General features: G+C 69.8%; 21 protein-coding genes. 15 read left to right on the top strand and 6 right to left on the bottom strand.

Annotation, left to right across the window (positions count from 1 at the left end):
• Positions 1-71: 71 nt before the first annotated feature.
• The 4 genes from AAW14_RS16955 to AAW14_RS16940 form a co-directional block, all read right to left on the bottom strand.
• Positions 72-1,379: an MFS transporter gene (locus AAW14_RS16955; RefSeq protein ID WP_265564679.1), complete on the bottom strand. Its 1,308-nt coding sequence runs from the start codon at positions 1,377-1,379 to the stop codon at positions 72-74.
• Entirely contained in the window at positions 1,376-2,701 is a 1,326-nt protein-coding gene (locus tag AAW14_RS16950; RefSeq protein ID WP_416223318.1) for a GH1 family beta-glucosidase, read from the bottom strand. The genes AAW14_RS16955 and AAW14_RS16950 overlap by 4 nt, the downstream gene beginning before the upstream one ends.
• A 90-nt stretch (positions 2,702-2,791) precedes the next feature.
• Positions 2,792-3,058 (bottom strand): protealysin inhibitor emfourin, encoded by a 267-nt coding sequence (locus AAW14_RS16945; RefSeq protein WP_265564677.1) that lies wholly within the window; start codon positions 3,056-3,058, stop codon positions 2,792-2,794.
• Positions 3,059-3,090: 32 nt separating this feature from the next.
• Positions 3,091-4,158 (bottom strand): M4 family metallopeptidase, encoded by a 1,068-nt coding sequence (locus AAW14_RS16940; protein ID WP_265564676.1) that lies wholly within the window; start codon positions 4,156-4,158, stop codon positions 3,091-3,093.
• A gap of 353 nt (positions 4,159-4,511) precedes the next feature.
• Between AAW14_RS16940 and leuA the strand changes: the two genes are divergently transcribed.
• From leuA to AAW14_RS16925, 3 genes are all read left to right on the top strand, one after another.
• Complete coding sequence (gene leuA, locus AAW14_RS16935; protein ID WP_265564675.1) at positions 4,512-6,233, top strand: 2-isopropylmalate synthase; 1,722 nt, start codon at positions 4,512-4,514, stop codon at positions 6,231-6,233.
• Between the two features lie 183 nt (positions 6,234-6,416).
• The gene (locus AAW14_RS16930; protein WP_265564674.1) at positions 6,417-7,121 is read left to right on the top strand and encodes a TerB family tellurite resistance protein; all 705 of its coding nucleotides are present in this window, start codon (positions 6,417-6,419) and stop codon (positions 7,119-7,121) included.
• 114 nt (positions 7,122-7,235) lie between these two features.
• The gene (locus AAW14_RS16925) at positions 7,236-8,420 is read left to right on the top strand and encodes a sialidase family protein (protein ID WP_265564673.1); all 1,185 of its coding nucleotides are present in this window, start codon (positions 7,236-7,238) and stop codon (positions 8,418-8,420) included.
• A gap of 6 nt (positions 8,421-8,426) precedes the next feature.
• Here AAW14_RS16925 and AAW14_RS16920 read toward each other — a convergent pair whose 3' ends face one another.
• Positions 8,427-9,407, bottom strand: a complete 981-nt coding sequence (locus tag AAW14_RS16920) for a dihydrodipicolinate synthase family protein (protein WP_265564672.1) — start codon at positions 9,405-9,407, stop codon at positions 8,427-8,429.
• 432 nt (positions 9,408-9,839) lie between these two features.
• Here AAW14_RS16920 and AAW14_RS16915 point away from each other — a divergent pair, with 432 nt between their 5' ends.
• Together AAW14_RS16915 and AAW14_RS16910 are read left to right on the top strand one after the other, a co-directional pair.
• Positions 9,840-10,589, top strand: coding sequence for a FadR/GntR family transcriptional regulator (locus tag AAW14_RS16915; RefSeq protein WP_265564671.1), 750 nt, complete (start codon positions 9,840-9,842; stop codon positions 10,587-10,589).
• A gap of 67 nt (positions 10,590-10,656) precedes the next feature.
• A complete protein-coding gene (locus AAW14_RS16910; RefSeq protein WP_265564670.1) occupies positions 10,657-11,112 on the top strand; it encodes a protein phosphatase in 456 nt (151 codons plus the stop codon).
• Positions 11,113-11,157: 45 nt separating this feature from the next.
• Here AAW14_RS16910 and AAW14_RS16905 read toward each other — a convergent pair whose 3' ends face one another.
• Positions 11,158-11,691, bottom strand: coding sequence for a GNAT family N-acetyltransferase (locus AAW14_RS16905; RefSeq protein ID WP_265564669.1), 534 nt, complete (start codon positions 11,689-11,691; stop codon positions 11,158-11,160).
• Between the two features lie 272 nt (positions 11,692-11,963).
• On the opposite strand from AAW14_RS16905, the gene AAW14_RS16900 reads away from it, so the two are divergent.
• From AAW14_RS16900 to AAW14_RS16850, 10 genes are all read left to right on the top strand, one after another.
• Entirely contained in the window at positions 11,964-12,749 is a 786-nt protein-coding gene (locus AAW14_RS16900) for an SCO2525 family SAM-dependent methyltransferase (protein WP_265564668.1), read from the top strand.
• Between the two features lie 85 nt (positions 12,750-12,834).
• On the top strand, positions 12,835-14,673 hold the full coding sequence (locus AAW14_RS16895) for an SCO2524 family protein (RefSeq protein WP_265564667.1): 1,839 nt from the start codon (positions 12,835-12,837) through the stop codon (positions 14,671-14,673).
• A gap of 1 nt (position 14,674) precedes the next feature.
• On the top strand, positions 14,675-15,592 hold the full coding sequence (locus AAW14_RS16890) for an SCO2523 family variant P-loop protein (protein WP_265564666.1): 918 nt from the start codon (positions 14,675-14,677) through the stop codon (positions 15,590-15,592).
• On the top strand, positions 15,589-16,572 hold the full coding sequence (locus AAW14_RS16885) for an SCO2522 family protein (RefSeq protein ID WP_265564665.1): 984 nt from the start codon (positions 15,589-15,591) through the stop codon (positions 16,570-16,572). The genes AAW14_RS16890 and AAW14_RS16885 overlap by 4 nt, the downstream gene beginning before the upstream one ends.
• Before the next feature lies 1 nt (position 16,573).
• A complete protein-coding gene (locus AAW14_RS16880) occupies positions 16,574-17,545 on the top strand; it encodes an SCO2521 family protein (protein WP_265564664.1) in 972 nt (323 codons plus the stop codon).
• Between the two features lie 40 nt (positions 17,546-17,585).
• Positions 17,586-18,602 carry a DUF6879 family protein gene (locus AAW14_RS16875; RefSeq protein ID WP_265564663.1) on the top strand — a complete coding sequence of 339 codons (1,017 nt, stop codon included), beginning with the start codon at positions 17,586-17,588 and terminating at the stop codon, positions 18,600-18,602.
• Between the two features lie 690 nt (positions 18,603-19,292).
• Positions 19,293-19,829 (top strand): GTP cyclohydrolase I, encoded by a 537-nt coding sequence (gene folE, locus AAW14_RS16870; protein WP_265564662.1) that lies wholly within the window; start codon positions 19,293-19,295, stop codon positions 19,827-19,829.
• An 87-nt stretch (positions 19,830-19,916) separates the two neighbouring features.
• A complete protein-coding gene (locus tag AAW14_RS16865) occupies positions 19,917-20,549 on the top strand; it encodes an NUDIX hydrolase (protein WP_265564661.1) in 633 nt (210 codons plus the stop codon).
• A gap of 87 nt (positions 20,550-20,636) precedes the next feature.
• Positions 20,637-22,139 carry an MFS transporter gene (locus AAW14_RS16860; protein ID WP_416223319.1) on the top strand — a complete coding sequence of 501 codons (1,503 nt, stop codon included), beginning with the start codon at positions 20,637-20,639 and terminating at the stop codon, positions 22,137-22,139.
• Between the two features lie 452 nt (positions 22,140-22,591).
• Entirely contained in the window at positions 22,592-22,807 is a 216-nt protein-coding gene (locus tag AAW14_RS16850; RefSeq protein WP_265564658.1) for a hypothetical protein, read from the top strand.
• Positions 22,808-22,930 lie beyond the last annotated feature (123 nt).

The raw sequence follows: 22,930 nt of genomic DNA, 5'->3' as shown, positions 1-22,930 counted from the left end.
TGCCCTGCACCGGGCCGGTCGGGGGCGGGGCTGTGGTGGGGTTTTCGGTGGGGGCCGGCGTGGTCGGTCCCTCAGTCCACGCCCCGGATCCGCCCCACCAGTACCGCCCCGGCCAGCCCGATCGCCGCCGCCACCAGGTACAGCACCCGGTAGCCGCCCAGGTACGTCACGATCGGCGCGGCCAGGGCCGGGGCCGCGACCTGGGGGAGGGCGTTGGCGACGTTGATGACCCCCAGGTCCTTCCCGCGGTCCAGGGCCTTCGGCAGGACGTCCGTCATCAGCGCGAAGTCGACCGAGGTGAAGACGCCGAAGCCCACGCCCAGCACCGCCGCCGCCAGGACCGTTCCCGGCCAGGTCTCCCAGCCCGACAGGACGGCCGTCGCCGCCGCCATCAGTACCCCCGACCAGATCACGAACGGCTTGCGGCGGCCCACGCGGTCCGACCAGACGCCGCCGACGACGACCGTGGCGAGGAGCGTCACGCCGTTCACCGCGGTGAGGATCAGCACGCCCTGCTCGGGGTCGTGGACGAGGGTCCCCGCTGCTCGAGCGGAGCCGGGAGATCGGGGGAGGACGCGGTCCCGCAGGTAGTACAGGAGGTAGAGCAGCACCAGCGCGTTGCTGAGGTTGATCAGGAAGCGGGTCAGCCACGCCCAGCCCAGATCGGGATGGCGGCGCGGACTCAGCCAGAACCCGGCGAGGAAGGCCTGCCAGGACCGGACGGGACGGGACGGCACCGGCAGGCGCAGGTCCTCGTAGGCCAGGACGTACGGCAGCACGCCCACCACCGTGAAGACCGCGCACGCCGTATAGCCCGCCCCGACGCCCCCGGCCACCGTGGCCAGGCCCGTCCCGCCGACCACCCCCAGGATCTGCGCCGCCCCCAGCCAGCCGCCCACCGAGCCCCGCTGCCCCCGCGGCACCCGGTCCGGCACCGCCGCCGTCACCGCCGCGAAGGCCGCGTTCAGCGTCAGCTGCACCAGACACCAGCCGAGCACCATGGTCAACGGGCCGCTCGCCCCGGCCAGCACCAGCAGGGACACCGCGCCGCCCGCCGTCCCGGCCACGATCCACGGCGTACGACGGCCCGTGCGCGCCGTCGTACCGTCCGACAGCGCGCCGAAGAACGGGTTCGCGACCAGCGACACGGCCGCGCCCGCGCCCGTGACCCAGGCCAGCATGGTCTCCTTGGACATCCCCGAGCCGGGCGCGAAGTCCTTCGCCTGCGAGGCGAGCAGGATCTGCAGCGGGCCGTACCAGCCCACCCAGATCGCCCCGTTGGCCAGCGAGAGGGCCGCGGTCCAGCCCCGGCCGACGCGTTCGACGGGCTCGGCGAGGGCGTCCGAGGTCCGCGACGGCCGAGGATCGGCCGCTGTCATCTCTGCGCCCGCAGCACGTCCCGCAGCCAGCCGTAGGACGCCTTCGGGGTCCGCTGCAGGGTGTCGTAGTCGACGTGCACCAGCCCGAAGCGGCGCGTGTACCCCTCCGCCCACTCGAAGTTGTCGAGGAGCGACCACACGAAGTAGCCGCGCACGTCCACGCCCGCCTCCAGCGCCCGGTGCAGCGCCCGGATGTGGCCGTCCAGGTAGGCGATCCGGTCCTGGTCGTCGAGCCCCTCGTAGGAGCAGCCGTTCTCGGTGATCACGATCGGCGGAAGGCGGTCCCCGTAGCGCTCCCGGAAGCCGGTGAGCAGCTCGGTCAGGGCCTCCGGCACCACCGGCCAGCCGAAGTCCGTCACCGGGCGGCCCTCGATCTCCCGGACGGAGAAGGGAAGTTCGGCGGGCATCGTGATGCCGCCGAACTCGGTCTCACCGCCCTCGGGCGCGCCCACGTTCGTCGGCGCGTAGTAGTTGATGCCGTACCAGTCGACCGGTTCCGCGATCACCTTGAGGTCGGACTCGACGTCCTCGGCGCCGCCCGGCATCAACTCGCCGACGCCCTCGGGGTAGCGGCCGAGGATCAGCGGCTCTGCGAACAGCCGGTTCAGCAGGATGTCGTAGAAGTCCGCCGCCTCGACGTCCTCCGGCTTCTGCGACGCCGGCCACGTGGGCCCGTGCGAGTTGGCGATCCCGATGTCGCCGGCCCCGGCCGCGCGCAGGGCCCGTACGGCCAGACCGTGGGCCAGCAGCTGGTGGTGGGCCACCGGCAGCGCGTCGAACATCAGCCGCCTGCCCGGAGCGTGGACGCCGAGGGCATGGCCCAGCAGGGTGTGCTCGGCGGGCTCGTTGAGGGTGATCCACTTGGCGACGCGGTCGCCGAGGCGCCCGGCGACGACCGACACGTACTCGGCGAAACGGAACGCCGTGTCCCGCTTCCGCCAGTCCAACGTGACCGGCAGGTCCCAGTGGAAGAGGGTCGCGACCGGTCGTACGCCGGTCGCGCACAGCTCGTCGACCAGGCGGTCGTAGAAGTCGAGGCCGCCGGGGGAGCCGACCCGGGGCCAGGAGACCGAGAAGCGGTACGCATCCACGCCGAGGCCGGCCAGGAGCGCCACGTCCTCGCGGTAACGGTGGTAGTGGTCGCAGGCCACCGCCGCCGTCGAGCCGTCCTTCACCCGGCCCGGCCCGGCGGTGAACGCGTCCCACACGGAGGGCTCGCGCTCGTCGGCCGCGCCCTCGATCTGATGGGCCGAGGTCGACACGCCCCACAGAAAGCCGGCCGGGAACTGAGGTATCGGGTTCGTCGCCATGCGCCGGATCATCCTTACCGGCGGTAACGGAAGTCAACGGGCAGGCATGAACTGCCCGTTGCGGCGCAGGGCGACGGATCGCGCAGGGCCCGGGAAGGCCGCTCAGGCCCCCTCCTTCAGCACTCTCGAGACCAGGTCGCGCTGTTCCGGGGTGAGCCAGGGGTCCGCGCAGTATCCGGTCCTGCCGTCCACGGTGATCTCGTAGCTGAAACCGTCCGGCACACCATCCGGCGGCGCGCCCCGGCCGGCGGCGAGTGCCTGCTCGGCCAGGGCGTGCCACTCCTGGGCGTCGGCCCGCCCCGAGGTCTCCACCTCGGCCCGGCGCTCGATGCCCGCGAACCCGCCCGTGCGCCTCACTCGAATACGCATGGGACCTGTCTAGTACGGGACGGGGGCCCCCGCTACGAGGCCTGCACGCCGACCTGCTCCCAGGCCTTGAGGATGGCGTCCTGCTCCTCGTGCCCGTCGTAGCGGGCCGCGGCCGCCGCCACCGTCAGTTTCGCGAAGTCCGCGAAGGTCGCCTGCGACTCCAGCCGCCCGCCGGTGAGCACGTCGTACCAGATCTGCCCGGCCCGCTCCCATGCGTGCCCGCCCAGTGCGGTGGCGACCAGGTAGAAGGCGTGGTTGGGGATGCCGGAGTTGATGTGCACGCCGCCGTTGTCCCGGCTCGTGTTGACATAGCCGTCCATGGTCCCCGGCTGGGGGTCCTTGCCGAGCGCCGCGTCGTCGTACGCGCTGCCCGGCTCCTTCATCGAGCGCAGTGCACTGCCGGTGACGCGCGGGGCGAGCAGCCCCGCGCCGATCAGCCAGTCGGCCTCGGCGGCGGTCTGGCCGAGCGTGTACTGCTTGATCAGTGAGCCGAAGACATCCGAGATCGACTCGTTGAGGGCGCCGGACTGGCCGAAGTAGGCCAGGTTCGCCGTGTACTGGGTGACCCCGTGGGTGAGTTCGTGGCCGATGACGTCGACCGGGATGGTGAAGTCGAGGAAGATCTCGTCGTCCCCGTCGCCGAACACCATCTGCTCGCCGTTCCAGAAGGCGTTGTCGTAGTGCTCGCCGAAGTGCACGCTCGCGTCCAGTGGCAGTCCCTTGCCGTCGATGGAGTCGCGGCCGTACGCCTTCCGGTACAGCTCGAAGGTGGCGCCCAGGCCCGCGTACGCCCGGTTGACCGTGGCGTCCCTGCCGGGGGAGTCGCCCTCGCCCCGGACCTTCCTGCCGGGCAGGTTCTGCCGGTGCCCGGCGTCGTAGACGGTGCGCTGCGGCTGGTCGGTGGCGTCCTTCGGCGGGGTCGCCGCGGGCGCGCCGACGACCGTGGTCAGCCTGCGGCGGGTGCGCTCCAGGGCGTCGCGTTCCAGGGTGCGGCGCGCGGGCGTGGCGAGCGCGGTGTCCTCGTGCTGGGCGAGCTTGTCGAGGACATGCGGTGGCACGATGGTGCAGAAGACGGGCTCGTGGCCCCCGTTGTCGGTCATGCTCGGCACCATTGCACTGCGTCACGACTCTGTCACTAGACGCAACCATGATTGGTGAAAAGCCGGGACATGGAGGCGTCCGCTCCGCGAAGGAGTGATATGGGAGGTCCGGGCGTTCCGGGCCGACTGTGATCTGGGGAACTTTTTGCCCGAAATGTCCCACGGGTCCCGCATACTGATACGGGCCTTCGCACCCGGCGCGGCTCGGCTAGCATGCGGAGCATCATGCGTTTCGGGCTGCTCCTCCTTAGCTGCCGCGGCGAGGGCCTGTAGTCGAGGCCGACCCCCTCCCCGCGGAGCTCGGCGTTGCGTCGTCGGCCGTCCTTCCGGACATCCTGAGGAGCCCACGCATCATGGCGAACCGCCAGCAGCCCACGTCCATGCCGGTCCACAAGTACCGCCCGTACGAGCAGGTCGACATCCCCGACCGCACGTGGCCGAACCAGCGGATCACCCAGGCCCCGCGCTGGCTCTCCACGGACCTGCGCGACGGCAACCAGGCTTTGATCGACCCGATGTCGCCGGCGCGCAAGCGCGCGATGTTCGACCTGCTCGTGAAGATGGGCTACAAGGAGATCGAGGTCGGCTTCCCGGCCTCCGGCCAGACCGACTTCGACTTCGTGCGCTCGATCATCGAGGAAGAGGGCGCGATCCCCGACGACGTGACGATCTCCGTGCTGACCCAGGCCCGCGAGGACCTGATCGAGCGGACCGTCGAGTCCCTGAAGGGGGCACGGCGGGCGAACGTCCACCTGTACAACGCCACGGCCCCGGTCTTCCGCCGGGTTGTCTTCCGCGGCTCCAGGGACGACATCAAGCAGATCGCCGTGGACGGCACCCGGCTGGTGATGGAGTACGCGGAGAAACTGCTGGGCCCCGAGACGGAGTTCGGCTACCAGTACAGCCCCGAGATCTTCACCGACACCGAGCTGGACTTCGCGCTGGAGGTCTGCGAGGGGGTCATGGACGTCTGGCAGCCCGGTCCGGACCGCGAGATCATCCTCAACCTGCCCGCCACCGTGGAGCGTTCGACCCCGTCCACGCACGCGGACCGCTTCGAGTGGATGCACCGCAACCTGTCCCGGCGCGAGTACGTCTGCCTGTCGGCACACCCGCACAACGACCGGGGCACCGCCGTCGCCGCCGCCGAGCTGGCCGTGATGGCCGGCGCCGACCGCGTCGAGGGTTGCCTGTTCGGCCAGGGCGAGCGCACGGGCAACGTGGACCTGGTCACCCTGGGCATGAACCTCTTCTCCCAGGGCGTCGACCCGCAGATCGACTTCTCCCGCATCGACGAGATCCGCCGTACCTGGGAGTACTGCAACCAGATGGAGGTCCACCCCCGCCATCCCTATATCGGCGACCTCGTCTACACCTCCTTCTCGGGCTCCCACCAGGACGCCATCAAGAAGGGCTTCGATGCCATGGAGGCGGAGGCGGCGGCCCAGGGCAGGACGGTCGACGACATCGAGTGGGCGGTGCCGTACCTGCCCATCGACCCCAAGGACGTCGGCCGCTCCTACGAGGCGGTCATCCGTGTCAACTCGCAGTCCGGCAAGGGCGGTATCGCCTACGTCCTGAAGAACGACCACAAGCTGGACCTGCCGCGCCGGATGCAGATCGAGTTCTCGAAGATCATCCAGGCCAAGACCGACGCCGAGGGAGGCGAGGTCACGCCGACGGAGATCTGGAGCGTCTTCCAGGACGAGTACCTGCCGAACCCGGACAACCCGTGGGGCCGCATCCAGGTCAGGACCGGTCAGACGACCACCGACAAGGACGGCGTCGACACCCTGACCGTCGAGGCGACGGTCGACGGCGAGGACACGGTCCTGACCGGTACCGGCAACGGCCCGATCTCGGCCTTCTTCGACGCCCTGCAGTCCATCGGCATCGACGTACGCCTGCTTGACTACCAGGAGCACACGATGAGCGAGGGCGCCTCCGCGCAGGCCGCCTCGTACATCGAATGCGCGATCGACGGGAAGGTCCTGTGGGGGATCGGTATCGACGCGAATACGACACGTGCCTCGCTGAAGGCGGTCGTCTCCGCGGTCAACCGCGCCGCCCGCTGACCGTCTGACCGGCACGTTCACGGCCCCGTCCGCCCTTCGAGGCGGGCGGGGCCATGTCGTGGACCGGCCATTCCGGCCGAAGATCACGGAAAGGTCTCGTCCGGGGTACTGACTCCACATCAACAAAGTGGCTAACATCACGCAAGCAGCGGCGATGTTGCCGCGGCGATACGGAGGTGCGACGTGCTGCCAGGACGGGGACACAACGGCCATGGAGTCCGCAAGAGCCGCGTTTCGCAGGTCCTGGGCATCCGTATCGCGTGGACCGCCGTCGGCGACGGCGAGTTCTTCTGCCCCGGCTGCGGGGGCGACCGCAACTACCAGCGCCTCACCGGACGCCGCCGCTTCTCCCTCGTCGGCATCCCGGTCGTGCCGCGCGGCGAGACCGGCCCGGTCGTGGAATGCGCGGCCTGCGGCCATCACTACGGCACCGACGTCCTCGACCACCCCACCACGACCCGCTTCTCGGCGATGCTGCGCGACGCGGTCCACACGGTGGCCCTCGCGATTCTGGCCGCGGGCGGCACCTGTTCCCGTACGTCCCTGGAGACAGCCGCCGCCGCCGTCCGCTCCGCCGGTTTCGACGAATGCACGGGGGACGGGCTCGGCGCCCTGGTCGCGGCCCTGGCCGCCGACACCGGCCGGGTCTGCGGCGAACCCGGCGGCGCGAGCCTGGCCATAGAACTCCACGAGGCCCTGGACCCCCTGGCCCCCCACCTCGCCCCCACCGGCCGTGAGTCGATCCTCCTCCAGGGTGCCCGCATCGCGCTGGCGGACGGCCCCTACACCCCTGCGGAACGCGACGTCCTGGCCACGGTGGGCGCGGCCCTGACGATCTGCTCCACCGATGTGACACGCCTGCTGGCGGCGGCGCGCACGCCGTCGTAGTCACCCGGTCCGACGAGGTACGGGGGCGGCGGGGTCAAGGGCGGCGACACCGGGGAAACATGGGACCGACAACGGTCACCGTCCCCCGGGGGGACGAACCCCCGAGGGACAGGGATGACACTTCTCGGCCGAGCCCTTCTCACCGTCGCGGCGCTCCTCACCCCGCTCATGGCCGCCCCGCCCGCCGACGCCACCCCGGGCTGTGACTCCTCCGTGCCCTACACCGCCGGCCGGGGCGGATACGCCGCCTACCGGATCCCGGCGACGGTCATCACCGGGGCGGGGACCGTGCTCGCCTTCGCGGAGGGGCGGCGGGGCGCGGGGGACAGCGGGGACATCGACGTCGTGCTCAGACGCTCCGCCGACGGCGGCTGCACCTGGGGTCCGCCCATGGTCGTGACGGCCGGCAGGGGGGACACCCGGGGCAATCCGGCGCCGGTGGTGGACCCGTGGACCGGACGGATCGTGCTGGTCACGACGTACAACAGCGGGGCGGTGACCGAGGCGCAGATCATGCGCGGCGAGGTGACGCCAGCGCAGAGCCGTCGCATCTTCGTACAGACGAGCAGCGACGACGGACGCCACTTCACGGCTCCTCGCGAGATCACGGCGCAGGTGAAGCGCCCGACCTGGCGGTGGTACGCGACGGGGCCGGGCCACGCGGTCGCCCTCACCCGAGGTCCGCACACCGGCCGACTCGTCGTGCCCGCAGACCACTCCGCCGCTCCGCCGAAGGGCTCGTCCGACAACGGGCAGGAGGCCAGGTACTACGGCGCGCACGCCCTGTACTCGGACGACGGCGGCAGGACATGGCACCTGGGCTTCGCCGACGACTCCCACGACGACCACCACAACTCCAACGAGACCAGCGCCACCCAGCTCGATGACGGCAGGCTGTACTTCAGCTCCCGCGACCAGAGCGGAACGGTCAAGGGCCACCGCCTCGACGCCCGCTCCGGTGACGGCGGCGCGACCCTGGACCGCCCGTTCGCGGTCCAGCACACCCTCGACGACGTCCCGGTCGTCCAGGGCAGCGTCCTGCAACTCCAGGGCACCCAGGCGCCGTTGCTGTTCTCCGGCCCCTCCGTCCCCACCGCACGCCAGGCCATGGCGATCTGGCGCAGCACGGACGACGGGGCGACCTTCACCAAGGCGCTGACACTGTCCCGGCAGCGAGCGGGCTACAGCGACCTGGTGCAACTGCGTGGCGGAAGGTTCGGGATCCTGTACGAGACGGGGGCCGCCGGGCCGTACGACAGGATCGAGTTCCGGCGGATCCCCGTCTCCCGCGTGGGGTGAGAGCGCCTAGCGCAGCCCCGCCGCCGCCAGATACTTCCCCACCCGTTCCGTCTCCCCCTCCGAGAGCGGCACCTGCGGCTCCGCCGTCGCCGGGCAGTCGATCACGCCCCGCAGGTGCAGGGCCGCCTTGAACGCGCCCAGGCCCGACGAACTCGTGCCCATCCGGGCCGGATCGCCGACACCGACCATGCCGTACAGCGCGCACAGCCGGTCCTGTTCCGCCCGTGCCGCCTCCCAGTCGCCCGCGCGGCACAGGCGGTCCAGGCGCACGTAGCCCTCGGGATCCACGTTGGCCAGCCCCGGTACCGCCCCGTCCGCGCCCAGCGCCAGGGCCGCGTCGACGATCAGCTCCGAACCGGTCAGCACACTGAAGCCCGTGATCTCGGGGCTCGAGCGGACGCCCGTCACGATCGCGCGGAAGCCCGCCAGATCGCCGCTGGAGTCCTTCAGACCGGCCAGGGTCCCCTCCGCGGCCAGTTCCAGGACCAGTTCCGGGTCCAGTCCGGTGTGGACGGCGACGGGGATGTCGTACGCGAGGACCGGCACGGGGGAGCGATCGGCGATCACGCGGTAGTGGCGGGCGATCTCCGCGGGGTGCGTCCTCGTGTAGAAGGGCGCCGTGACGACCACCGCGTCCGCGCCGGCCCCGGTCACGTACGCCAAGTGGTCCAGCACCCGTGGGGTCGTCATGTCGATCGCCCCGGCCAGGACCGGCACCTGCCCGGCCGCATGGGCCACCACCGTCTCTACCACCAGCTTGCTCTGACGGTCCGTCAAATAAGCGGCTTCCGACGACGATCCCAGCACGAACAGGGCGTCCACCCCGGCCGCCAGCAGATGGTCCACGAGCCTGGTGAGCGAGGCGACGTCCACCTCGCGTTCCGGCGTCAGGGGGGTGCAGACGGGCGGGACGACACCGGTCAACGGAACGGGGAGCGGGGCGATGGGCGGCCTCGCAGGGGCGGCGGGTGAGGGGCGGGGGGTCATCAGGGCTCCCGGGCGTGCTTCTGTCGGGGCGGAACATCGGTCGTAACGGCTGCCGGGGAGGGGCGCGCCGCCCGGCGTGCGAGGTCGTGTGCCGGCTCGCCCTCCTCCACAGGATGGTGACAGCACAAGCGGTGCCCCGGGGCCGACGCGCCCGAGCGCCCCGGCATGGGGCCGGTATGCAGGGGGTCACGGACGATTCCGCCAGCAAAGGTGATCTGAGGTGAGGGGCGCGGACGGCCTCGAGGGTGGTGGGAGATACGACGTCCTGCGTCGGGCGGCAGCGTGACCACGGGAGGGGTGCCGAGGCGGTCAAGGGCTCGCACACGAACGGCGCAAGCCGTCAAAGGTGCAACCAATGGCGGTGAGAAATCAGGGTAGTTGGCATTTTTCTTCGTTCCGGGGAAGGGACTTCCGGCAACCTGCGCGCGTACGATGCGGCGCATGTCTGAGGAGTCCGGGAACCGTAACAGGGTCGAGCGGCGCGTGAGCAGCCGGATCCAGCGTGAGGTCATGCAACTCATATTCGATCGCAAACTCCGGCCCGGTGCGGCGCTGCCCACCGAGTCGGAACTGATGGAGGACCTCGGAGTGAGCCGCAATTCCGTCCGCGAGGCTCTCAAGGCCCTTCAGGCCCTGGACATCGTGGAGGTCAGACATGGATACGGGACATATGTCGGGCGGGCGTCGCTGTTGCCGTTCGTCGACGGTCTCACCTTCCGCACGCTCAACCGGCCCGAAGACGAGATGGACGCCCTGAGCGAGATCCTCCAGGTTCGGGAGGTACTTGAGGAGGGGCTGGTCCGGAGGGTCGCCACGACGCTCTCCGAGCCGGAACTGGACCGGCTGGACGCGGTGGTGGCACGGATGGAGGCGGCGGGACACGAGGGACGTTCCTTCCCCGAACTGGACCGTGAGTTCCATGAGTTGCTGTACGGATCCCTCCAGAACGCGCTGGTGCCGCAACTGCTGAACGCCTTCTGGACGATCTTCCGGCGGGTCGCCCGGGCCCGGGACTGGTCGGACGACGCGCCCCCGTCCCTGACGGCCCGCCGCCACCGCGACATCGTGACGGCCTTGCGGGCCCGGGACGTCGAGGGCGCGGAACGGGCGATGACGGACCACTTCCGGGGGATCGAGGCCCGGACGGCCCGGGAGTACGGGGAGCAGCCTGCCGACTTCTGAGCGGGCGTCCGTTCCGCCGCCCGCGAAACGGCCCGCCCGCCCCCGAGTGGCGGTCGACACTGGCCTCATGACCGATCCTGAGCCGAACGGCCGAGGCGGACGCTGGGAGGCGGGCGGAGCCGGCGTGCTGCGGCTGCCGTCCGGGCGGCTGGTGCGCGGGCGAGGGCTTCGGCGTCCCCTGCCCGGCGGGACGGTTCCCGACTACGCCCTGTACCTGCTGGGCAAACGGCCCCCGGAAGTTCCCTGGCGGCACGAGTGGCTGCACTGGCCGGACTTCCGACTCCCAGGCAGCCGTTCCGAGGCCCGGCGGCTGTTCGCCGAGGCGTGGACCCGGGCCGCGTCCGAATGCGTCGAGATCGCCTGCGGCGGCGGTCGCGGCCGTACCGGCACCGCACTGGCCTGCCTGGCCGTGCTCGACGGCGTACCGGCGCGGGACGCCGTGGAGTTCGTACGCACCCATGACGACCGCCATGCCGTGGAGACCCCCTGGCAGCGGCGTTACGTTCGGCACTTCACCCCGTGAACGGCGGACGGCCGCACGAGCCCCACGGCCCCCGCGCCGTGAGCCTCACAGGCCGAGCGTCATGATGAGCCGGTCCTCGCCGGCGCCGAAGTAGTCCTTGCGCACGCCCTCGTCGGACAGGAAGCCGAGCGACCGGTACAGCATGATCGCCGCCGCGTTGGCCGGCTCCACCGTGAGACGGGCCTCGCGCACGCCCGCGCCGCGCAGCCTTCGCAGCACCTCCAGCATCAGCCGTTTGCCCAGTCCCCGCCCCCGCTGGTCGCGGGTGACGCCGAGGCTGACGATCCAACTCCGGTACCTGTCCGGTGTGGTGACGTACAGAACGTATCCGTGCAACCCCACCCCGTCGTCGAGGACTAGCATGCAGTCACCGTGCAGGTCGAACAGCTGACGGAGCACGAAGTAGGGGTACGGGTCGTCCGGGAACGCCTCCCTGTCGACGCGGAGGAGCTCCGGCAGATCCTCCTCCGTGACCCCTCTCATCGTCAGGGGCCGGTCGACGAACGCCCGGTCGTGGAACAAGGCCGGGCCGGTGCGGCCGCCGAGTGAAGGGAAGACTTCCTCTGGAAACGCTGTCATGCCGCCCCCTGTGAGAAGTAAGTCAATCCGCGTTGCCCCCCGTGCGGGTGATACGGGCGGGACGCGTGCTCTCTGCCGTTCAGGTGTATTCGACAGAGTTCCGACCATCTTGAGTGGGATGATCCGGCCGTTCAAGGCCGCATCAGGTCCAATAACTCATTCGCCCCGGTGCGCCCCCGGTGCGCCCCACGCGTCATAATTCTTCGGATGTATTTACGTAAGACCTCTACGACGGGTCCCCGGCGTCCGCTATGGTGCGGTACCGTGAGCCAATGACCTTCAGATCGCCGGCGGATGCACAACTGAATGCGGACGTCACCTGGGCCGCATTCGACCCGATCGCCTACGTTGATCATAATTACCGCGACTTGCAGGCGGAGGACGCGGAGATCCTTCATATCGTACGCGATCATTTCGGCGATCATTTCCGTGAGCACACCACCGGACCGGTTTCGGGCATCGATGTGGGTGCCGGCGCGAACCTCTACCCCGCGCTCTCCATGCTGCCCTGGTGCGACGAGATCACCCTCTTCGAACGCTCGCCCTCGAACGTGGACTACCTCAAGGGCCAGGTCGAGTCCTACGACGACAACTGGGACCAGTTCTGGCGCGTCCTGTGCAAGCGCGAGGCGTACGGTGCTCTGGACGTGGACCCGCGGGCCAAGTTCCGCGAGACGGTCCGGGTCCAGCAGGGCAACATTTTCGACCTGCTGCACGAGGGCCAGTGGTCCATGGGGACCATGTTCTTCGTCGCGGAGTCGATGACCACCTGCCACGAGGAGTTCGCACGCGGTGTCGAGTGTTTCCTGCGCGCCCTCGCCCCCGGCGCGCCCTTCGCGGCCGCGTTCATGGAACATTCGTTGGGTTATCATGCGGGTAAGCATTTCTTCCCTGCGTGCGACGTGGGAGAATCCGAGGTGTACAAGAGCCTGGAGCCTTTTGCGGGCGAGTTCGAGACCGTGCGCCTCAAGGCCTCGGCCGCAGTACGTGACGGGTATTCGGGAATGATCGTCGCCTATGGCCACCGGGATTCGGACTCCAATATTCCGGCCGGTTGAGGAACCACGCCTTCGCTACGAAAGTCACAACAGAAGACGGCTCTTCCTCGATTGATGGCAGCGCGGCTGTGTGAGGGGCATGGGGATGCAGATCAAGCCACGCCAGCATCTGCTGGACATCTGGCAGGCGGTCGCCCGCCACTCGTTCGACGGTGGTGAGTGGGCATGGGGCAAATGGGGCGGGGAAAGCAGTGTCGCCGACGCGGAGCGACTGCTGTGTCTCCTGTACCCGGCCACGGAGATCCCGGCGTTCCGCCTGGACGATCCGGACACCACGCAGGACGACGTCCAGAAGGTGATGAGGAAGGCCGGCGGACGGCTGGAGCTCCCCGTCAACCTCGTCATGGCCGCCGCCCAGTTCATGGGCACGCACACCGACGACAAGAGACCGACGTTCGCCGGCGGGTACTACTTCGTCTCCTCGGCCGAGGACCAGGACCTCACCAAGGAACAGCGTGAGCTGGGGGTGGTCGACTCGTATTCGATGTCGATCACCCTCTGTCTGGCCACGCTCGGCTTCCTCAAGGTGTACGAGTCCAAGACCCGCCGCAGCGACGTCCTGGAGACGATCCAGGAACTGCGCGTCGCCACCAGCAACCGGCTCACCGCCGCCATGGTGAGCCTGCTGCGCTCCTTCACCGTCAACGTCTTCGACACCGACTCCTCCCAGGGCCGTACGCTCTGTGAACTCCTCGGCCAGGGACGGCTGTCGCAGCGGCACGTGCTGCAGAAGTTCCAGCGGCGCTTCAGGCCGTTGCGCGCCGCCATCGTGGAGAGCTTCGTCCTCGGTGTCGACGTCCAGGAGGGCCTCAAGGACGAGAACCAGCTCTTCGAGTGCGGCTGGGGCTGGAGCATCGTGAAGGACGCGCCCGAGGTGGAGACCGACGAACCGATCGGTCCGCAGCCCGAGGGCGTCGCCAACTCCGTGCCTTACCTGTACTTCACCGTGGTCGCCCTCGACGGTATCCAGGACCTGTTCTCCGACCGCACCCTCACCCTGGGCCTGCTCAACCCCGAACAGCAGAAGCTCGCCGAGGCGTTACGACTGCGCTGGGAGATCACCCAGCAGTTCTGGTCGGGCATCGCGCGTTTCGACACCGACCGCTGGCCTCTGGAGGACATCCCCTGGCGCACAACGGGCCAGAAGCTGGAATCCGAGTACTTCTCGCTCTCCGTCGCCGCCATCCTCGTCCACGACCTGATGCGGCGCCGGGCCACCGACGACGACCTGACCCGCACCGTCAGCGTCATGGAACGCCTCGCCGAGCGCGGCCGCATCACCAGCCGGATGACCCGCGACGACCCGATGGTCCAACTGCACAACCCCGGCGTCACCCTGCCGCTGCAGGGCAGCGAACGCATCGGCCCGCCCATGCAGTGGATCATGACCGACTTCTCGGCGCAGCTGCTCAAGCGGACCATCCAGCTGTGCACGCTCTCGCGCAACCTCGGCTCCCACGACCGGCTGCTGAGACTCGCCGAGGACATCTTCGGCCACGTGTGGCGGCGTCGCATCCGTGACGGCGAGGGCGTCGGCCTTTGGGACAACGTCCACGCCGCCTACCCCGACTCGCCGACCTACGACGGACCGGTCTCCTGGAGCATCACCGAGCGCGTCACCGAGGTGATGGTCCAGGTCCACCAGATGTACCGGCAGCCGCCGATCCGCAGCTCCGAACTGATCGACCTCGCCCGGGCGTTGCTCAGCGAGTCCACCCATCTCCTCGGCAACGAACAGATGGAGCCCGCACCGGCCACCGACGGCAACCGCGGCATGGAACTCAGAAGCATCGAGGTCAAGTTGCGCCGCGCCCGCAGGCTGGTGGACGAACAGCCCGGCACCTCCTGCGCGTTGACGCTCGATGTGCTCGGACACCTCGACGCCCTCGCCCGGGCCCGCGAAGCCGCGGCCCAGGGGGTGTGACGTGCTCGTGTTCGCGGCCTCCGACAAGGGAGGCACGGGCCGCTCCGTCACCAGCGCCAACCTCGCCTACCACCGGGCGCTGGCCGGGGACGACGTCTGCTACCTGGACTTCGACTTCGGCTCGCCCACCGCGGCGGCCGTCTTCGACGTCCCCGACGCACGCCAGGCCGCCGAGGACCGGGGCCTGCACTCCTATCTGGTGGGCGACGTCGGCGAGCCGGTCCGCATCGACGTCTGGTCGGACACCGAGCACCGGGTGCTGCGCAACCGGCCGCCCGGCTCCGGCCGTCTGGTGCTGATGCCCGGCGACCTCAGCGGCGGAGAGTTCGCCACCACCGAGGACAACCTGCGCCGCTGCGTCGACCTTCTGCTCCGGCTCAACAGCGAGTTCGACCTGATCGTCGTCGATCTCAGCGCCGGCCGCAGCTACGCCGTCGACATGGTCCTGGAGGCCACCTCCCAGCGGGAGATGCGCGGCGTCGAGTTCCGCTGGCTCGTCTTCCACCGCTGGACCCGCCAGCACGTGGCGGCCGCGGCGAGCCTCGTCTTCGGCAAGCGCGGCATCGTCGCCGGGGGCGTGGCCCGCGGCCACGAGGAGGAGGCGCTGCGCAGCGTCATCCGCTTCGTACGGGCCGCCGTACCCGATCCCGAATCGGCGCTGTGGTCACAGGTGTCGGCCACCCAGTCGGCGTGGATGCGCGAGTGCGACCGCGACCTCAAGCAGCTCGCCTCCTCCCATGGCATCGGCTACAGCCTGGTCCTCGGCTCGGTGCCCCTGGAGCCCGTTCTGCAGTGGCGCGAGCAACTCATCACCGACGAGGACGTGCTGGACAGCCAGATCGCCAACAGGGAGACCTGGGAGGCGCTGAGCGAGCTGGCCGGACGGCTCACCGACGACAAGTACTGGGAGCAGGCGTGACGGAAGCCGTGTTCCGCGAGACCACCGCCCAGCCCCGCACCCAAGCCGTACCACTGGCCCACCTCTCGCTCGAGCTGGGCCATCTGTACATGGAGGACTTCGAGGCCGGTCCCGGGCGGCTGCGCGAGCACTTCGCCGAGGTACGGATCTGGGTGGACGCCGCCCGAGCCGCCGCCGCCCGCCGCCTCGGCGGGAAGCGGCCCAGGATCAGCACCTGCTTCCTCGTCGACGACTACTTCACCCGTTTCTCCACCCCGGCCGAGCTCGTCCCCCTGGTCCTCGAGGAGGCCGAGCGGGCCGGTCTCGTCATCGACTACCTCGCGCGCGAGTCGGGCTGTGCCGTCGCCGACAAGATCGAGGTGGCCGAAGCCGTGATGCACCGCCTCGTCGAGTCACCGCCGCCGGGCAGCTACGGCTCCCGGCCGCCCGTGAGCCAGACCGGCTGGCTCGCCAACGGGCAGCGCACCCCCGCCACGCGCGGCGCCATGGCCGAGGTCACCACCTGGCAGCCGCCCCAGGAGACCGCGGCCCGCAACCACTCGGTGTTCATGGACGTCGAGCTGTGGTCGGAGAAGGACGGACAGCGCCTGTGGTCCTGCCCGTTCCTCGCCGCCGTCTGGCAACTGGCCCGCCTCGGCCTGCTGCGCCACCTGGGCGAGCCGGTGCTGACCCCGCGCCCCTGGAACGGCGGCGACTTCCCCTACGACTGGGACCGGCTGCCGCCGCTGCTGCAGCTCAACGCCTCCGCGGCGCCCTTCAGCGCGTACCGCACCTGCACCCTGATGGCCAACCGCTTCCTGGCCGTCGAGGACGCCGTCCGGCTCATCCTCGACCAGACGGACGTCGACTCCGGCGCGCTCGGGCAGATCGCCGAACGGTCCGCCCGTGAAGGCGCCGCCGTGCCCGCGGCGGTCGCGCAGCGGGCCACGTACGTCTTCTACGAGGAGCCCGCCAACGCGTTATCGGCCGAGGAGGGCTGAGATGGGGACCCCTGGGTGGTCGGCGCGTCCGGTTCTCGCGTGCGGTGAGGTGCGCACGTGTCTGCTGCCCTCCTTCCAGGCGCTGGACGGCCGGGCCGCCGCCCAGTTGCTCAGGCTGCGCGCCGATGAACCGGTCCGCGTCTCCGAACGGCCCAACCTCTACGCGCTGTCCCCGGACGTCCTCACCGGTGTGGACTGCCGGCTGCCCACCTCCAACGGCGCCAAGGTGCGCGCCGTCGGTACGGTGGCGGCCCGTGCCGCGCTCACCGAGGGCCGCGTCCTGCAGGCCACCGCTTGTTTCAGCGCCCCCGCCACCGGCCCCGACACGCGACGCCCGTGGGGTCACTACCTGGTCCGGCCCGGTCTGGTCGAGCCCTTCGGAAAACTTCCAGAACAGGCCGCCGCGGAAGGCGTCCTGCGGGGCGGCGAACGCGGTGAACTGGACCTCGGGATGATCGCCGAGAGCCTGCTCGCCCAGTTGCTGCGCCACCCGCTGCTCGACCACAAACCGCCCTTCAAGTCCCGGCGCACCCATCTGCGCTGGGCCGCACGGCGCGCTCCGCGGGGCGAGGGGCCGTCGCTGGAGCGCTTCACCCTGGCCGAGGACGGGCTGCGGACCGTGGAGCTGCGGCTGCCGGAGGAGACCCCGGCCGCCGCTGCCGCGGGTCTGTGCGAGGACCTCGCCCTGCACGACTGGCTGCTCACGACCGTCGTGCACATGCTCGACAACAGCCGGCTCGGCGCGGTGGACGGCCCCTCGGCCGTCCTGGCACTGCGCCCGGCCGTCGATCACCTGCTGCATCTGTGGATGCCGCGCGCGCATGTGGACCGCACGCTGGGTCACCTGTGGGACGTGCTGGAACGGGAGCCGGGGTTCACTCGCCAATGGCAGACCCTGGTCCAGCGCATCCGCGATCAACTGGCCGTCCAGGCCATTCCGTTGCTGCACGAGGCGCTGAGCAGCACGCGCTGAAGGGCGGCACGAACCGATACACCCGACGGGGGAGGCCGACATGAACGGAGCAACGACAGGAGAGGTACGGGCGGCACCGCAGCCCGCAGAGCAGCGCGTGTCGAAACTGTTCCGCAAGACACTCGTCACCGCGGTGGTGGCGGCGGGGACGTTCGTCCTCACCAACGTCCTGACGCCGGACGCGAGCCAGCTGTGGCAGTGGACCGTGTCCGTCGTCATCGGCAGCGCGACGCTGATCGTGCAGTATCTCGTGGACTTCGGCGAACGGCTCGAGGCCGTCGAGGAGTACCAGAAGAGGCGCCTGCGCGACATGAAGGACCGTCTGACCGCGCACCACATGGAGATGCGCGAGGCGGTCGACGAGAGCTTCGCCAAGATCAATGCCGCGACCGAGCTGTTCAGCCAGGTGGACCGTTCGGTGCTCCGCTCCGACGGGGTGACCCGGCTGGCCCGCAAGTACACCCAGGTCGGTGAGCAGGGCTCGGAGATCGTGAAGACCTTCGCCCAGGAGGAGATCGCCCGTCTGGCCTCACTGATGGAGAGCCTCAGCAACGGCAGCGCGGACTGCCCGGGCGAGAACCACGAGTGGCTGATCGACCTCACCACCTGTACCAAGAAGACGCTCTACGCCACCAGCACCGATGTGGACCGGGACTTCTGGGCCAGCGAGCCGGCCAAACGCTATCTCGCCGCGCAGGGAGAGGCGATCAAGAAGCGGGGGGTGGAGGTACGGCGGCTGTTCCTGGTGGACGAGCTGGAGGACGTCACCGAGAGCCTGCGGAAACTCTGCGAGAGGCAGCGGACGTTCGGCATCGACGCGCGGATCGCCGTCCAGTCGCTGCTGGAGCCGAGCGCCCAGGTGACACCGCTCAACGACTTCATCATCTTCGACGGCGAACTGTGCTACGAGACCGAGCCGGACGTACGGGTCGTGCCCGCGAAGACCACGCTGAAGATGACACCGGAGCACGTCGGCGAACGGGTCAACCGGTTCAACGTGCTCTGGGAGGCCACCGAGACGGACCACCAGCCCGAACCGACCGCGGCGTCCGGCTGACCCGCACACGGCGGCACGTCATCCGTCGCGGCGGTCCACGGCGACCACCGCGACGACGGCCGTCACCGGCGCCCGAGCCCGGCGGGCCCGGGCGCCGAAATGACGCACGCGCCGCACCCGCCTGCCGGCCGGAACCGAATACGCGGGAGCGCGTCCAGCTCCTGATCACGGTCTGCGCGGCGGGTCCGGTGTCCGAAGCCACGTACTCCGGAAATAGCCTGTCGTGGCCGAAGGTATTGCGTCGTCGTTTTCTCCCGGCTTCTTGGTTCTCCCAGTTTTCTGGTGACGTCGCAACGGCCGGAAATGGGACGGACCCGAAAGGGTGACGGTTCACCCGGACATCTTTGGTGAGTTGCGTGGCGAAGTGGCCGTGGGCAGCATTGCACCGTCAGCACGAAGCTGCTGTTCACAGCACGTGCGCACTCCCTTGGGGCTTTTGAGGAGCCCCCGGGGGAGACCCGTGAGCAGCACGGGCAACCGTGGGACTACGTACGGGGGACCGGCAGTCCCGGCCAGGTGGCGGCTCGAGCAAGAGGACGGAGATATCGAGGACCGGGACGACTTTCGCGACCGTTTTCCGGCGGAACGTCGTGTTCGACATCCTCAGGCCGCCGCTATTGCGGAACCGGCCGCGGGCCGACTTGAAACAGCAGCGGTATAGGCGTAATTCCGTCCAACAGGAGGTGTTTGATGAGCACCATCGCCGAGTGGCTCGAAGACAACGTCACGACCGACAAACGCGCGCTCGACTGGTACCGGGAGCCGGAGTGCGAACCCCGCATCGTCCGGGCCTACCGCGAGCTGCTGAGCGGCTATGAGATCGACACTTCGACGATCCTGAAGACCACGGTCGAGGTCGAGGGCGAGCACGCCGGTGTGGTCCGCGTGCACGACATCAACTACTACTCGATCTGCGCGCACCACTTCCTGCCCTTCTACGGGAAGGTGGCGATCTCGTACGTGCCCGGTGACCGGATCCTCGGCCTCGGCAAGTTCCCCCGTCTGGTGCAGGCGTTCAGCCGCAGGTTCCAGATCCAGGAGCACCTGGTGAAGGACATCGCCGAGGAGATCATGACCTCGGGCGGCGCACGTGCGGCGCGGGTGGTCTCCACCGGCCGGCACATGTGCATGTGCAGCCGGGGCCCCTCCGACCAGACGGCGATCACCGACACCTCCTACGTGACCGGTGACAAGGAGCTGTTCTCCCGATTCGGCCTGGACGACTGACGGTCCACCAGGTCCCACGAACCCACGGCTTCGCACGGCAGACATCCGGACCGTCTGCCGAGCGAAGCCGTTCACCGGGAGTGAGGCATGAAACTCGACTTCGTTCCGTCGCACGCGCTGTGTGACGGGGCCGTGCACCAGTACTGTCTGCGGTGCCACGGCGAGTCGGTCACGTGGCGCACCACGGGCGGGCGACGGCAGTGCGTGTGCCTCACCTGCGGTCATGTCGCCGACCGTGCTCTGGTGCTCGACCCCGAGGTCCGGTGGTGGACGGACGCCGAGGGCGGGTACTGGCACGAGACGGCGGGAGTGTTCGTCCGGGACGTCCGTGGCCGCCTCCTGTTCTTCGACCGTACGGCGTACCCCTTCGGCCTGACGATTCCCGCCGGGCACGTCGAGTGCCGGGAAGATCCGGACGGGACGGCGGTCCGCGAGCTCCTGGAGGAGACCGGCATCGCCGGCGAGCGGCTCGAGTACGTGGACCGGATTCCGGTGGCCGGTGACGGCTGTCGCCGTGGTGCCGACGCCCATCTGTGGCACGTCTACCGGACGGCCGGCGCGGTGGACGAGGACCTCGCGGTGGAGCTCGGTCCTGAAGGCACCTCGGCGTTGTGGCTCACGCCAGACGAAGCGCTGGAACATCCGGTCACCTACGCGGTACGCCGCCTGCTCGACGAATGCCGGGCCGCGGTGACGCTCGAGATCCTCGGGGACCGTTGAGGAGGAAGGTCATTCGTGCGAGCTGACCTTCCGGTGCGGGCCGGGCGGCGGGAGTGGACCGGGCTGGCGGTCCTCGCGCTGCCGACCATGCTGATCGGTCTCGACATGACCGTGCTGCATCTGGCCGCGCCCCGTCTCAGCGAGCGACTGCACCCGAGCGGTACCGAACTGCTGTGGATCGTCGACATCTACGGTTTCATGGTCGCCGGATTTCTCGCCACGATGGGAACCCTCGGCGACCGGGTGGGGCGCCGCAGACTCCTGTTGACCGGGGCCGTCGCCTTCGCCGCGGCCTCGTTGCTCGCCGCCTGTTCGACCGGGGTGGGGATGCTCATCGCTGCGCGCGCGTTGCTGGGCGTCGCCGGGGCGACGTTGATGCCGTCGACCCTCTCGCTGATCAGCAACATGTTCCGTGACCCGGGCCAGCGGCGGCTGGCGGTCGCGGTGTGGATGACCAACTTCAGCATCGGCGGCATGGTCGGTCCGCTGATCGGCGGGGTGTTCCTGGAGCACTTCTGGTACGGCTCGGTGTTTCTGCTCGGGGTGCCGGTGGGCGTCGTCCTGCTGATCGCCGGTCCGCTGCTGCTGCCCGAGTACCGCGACCCGGAGGCCGGCCGACTGGACCCGATCAGCGTGGCGCTGTCCATCGCGACGGTCCTGCCGGTGGTCTACGGCTTCAAGGAGATCGCCCAGCACGGCCCCGGTACGCTGCCGCTGCTGAGCCTTGCCGCTGGGCTCTGCCTCGGTGCCGTCTTCGTACGCAGGCAGTTGAGGCTCACCGATCCCATGCTCGACCTCCGGCTCTTCGCCCGCCCGGCGTTCGGGGTGTCACTGGGCGGGCTGACTCTGGGGCTCTTCGCGGTGACGGGGACGCAGTTCCTGCTTCTGCAGTACTTCCAGCTGGTGCTGGGGCTGTCTCCGTTGGCGACCGGGCTGTGGACGCTGCCCGCGGTGGCGGCGGGCGTGGTGGGCGCGCTCCTGGCTCCCCTCGCGGCCGGCCGGACGAACCCGGTGGGGATCATGGCGGGCGGCTTCCTGCTGGCCGTACCCGGACTGGTCCTGCTCGCCGACACCGATACGAAGTCCGGACCGGCTCTCGCCGTCATCGGTTTCGCCGTCATGTCCTTCGGAGTCCAGGCGGCGCTCGCCCTCACCAACGACGTGATCATCAGCAGTGCCCCGCCGGAACGCGCAGGCAACGCCTCGGGCATCGGGGAGACCGGCGCCAATCTGGGCGAGGCGCTGGGCGTGGCCGTCGCCGGATCCATCGCTGCCGCCATGTACCGCGCGAAGCTCGACGGCGGTTCCCTCCCGAAGGGCATCGGATCCGATCCGGCCGGGGCCGCGGGCGCGACCCTCGGCGGTGCCACCGAGGTCGCGGGCCGACTGCCGGGACGGCTCGGCGGTGAACTCCTCGCGCTCGCCCGGACGGCGTTCACGGACGGCATGCATGTGGCGGCACTGCTCAACATCGGGGTCCTGGTGGCGCTCACCGTGGCCCATCTGACCCTCCTGCGCCGCGACACGGCACAACGGAGCTCCGCGGAACTCGACCCGGATCTCCAGGAGGCGGTCCCGGACAGCCGTTAGAAAGCACTCCCGGACGGCCGTTAGAAAGCACTGGGATTCGCGGGGCGGGACGGCGCCGGGACAAAGCGTCCCCGAATGCGTTGGCCATGGCTCAACGCCCCTCTCATGTCTCGCACTTGTAGAGCACGGACACCAGCAGAGTGTAGATGCAGAGCGTCACCATGGTGACGCAAAGCGTAAAAGTCGGAAGGGAGGGGGAGCACGGTGGCTGCAGTACACGTATCACTCGGGGGACGAGACTCGGCGCGCCGCGTCGAAGAGGCGGAGGAAGCAGTGAAGGAATTACGGGCTGCGCTCATGAACGCCGGGATCGCACCGCCGTCGCTCCGACCCGACACGGCGAGCCTCTGGCGTAAGGCCCCTTGTACCGCCGTGGAACGGGACGGCTGCCGCGTCGGCCTCGCCGCCCGGCTCGTGGTGGCACTGCGCCCACTGCGGGCCACGGAGGTGGGATGAAGCCGCCGATCGGCTCGTACGCCGTGGACATCCGCACCGGAAGAGTGGGCGTGGTGATGGGGCACGAGGGCCCCTATGTGCAGCTGAGACCGTACGGCGGGGGCAAGGAGTGGGACGTGGAGCCGGAGGCCGTGCGCATGGCCACCCAGGCGGAGCGGCTGCGGGCGGCGACCGCGTATGCCAACGCGCGCAGCCGCGGAGAGGTCCCTTGAAGCAGCGGATCCGCGCACCTGACAGGGGTGCCCGGGGCATGACGTAGGGTGCGGGCGCATGGGCTTGTGGAGCTTGACGCATTGGACCAGGCCGAGGGCCGAGCGCCGGTATCCCGTCCCGCT

This window comes from Streptomyces hygroscopicus (assembly GCF_026168105.1).
Classification (GTDB): Bacteria; Actinomycetota; Actinomycetes; order Streptomycetales; family Streptomycetaceae; genus Streptomyces; species Streptomyces hygroscopicus_D.
Note: the sequence above shows the minus strand (reverse complement) of the source record. Positions and strands in the feature narration are given on the sequence as shown.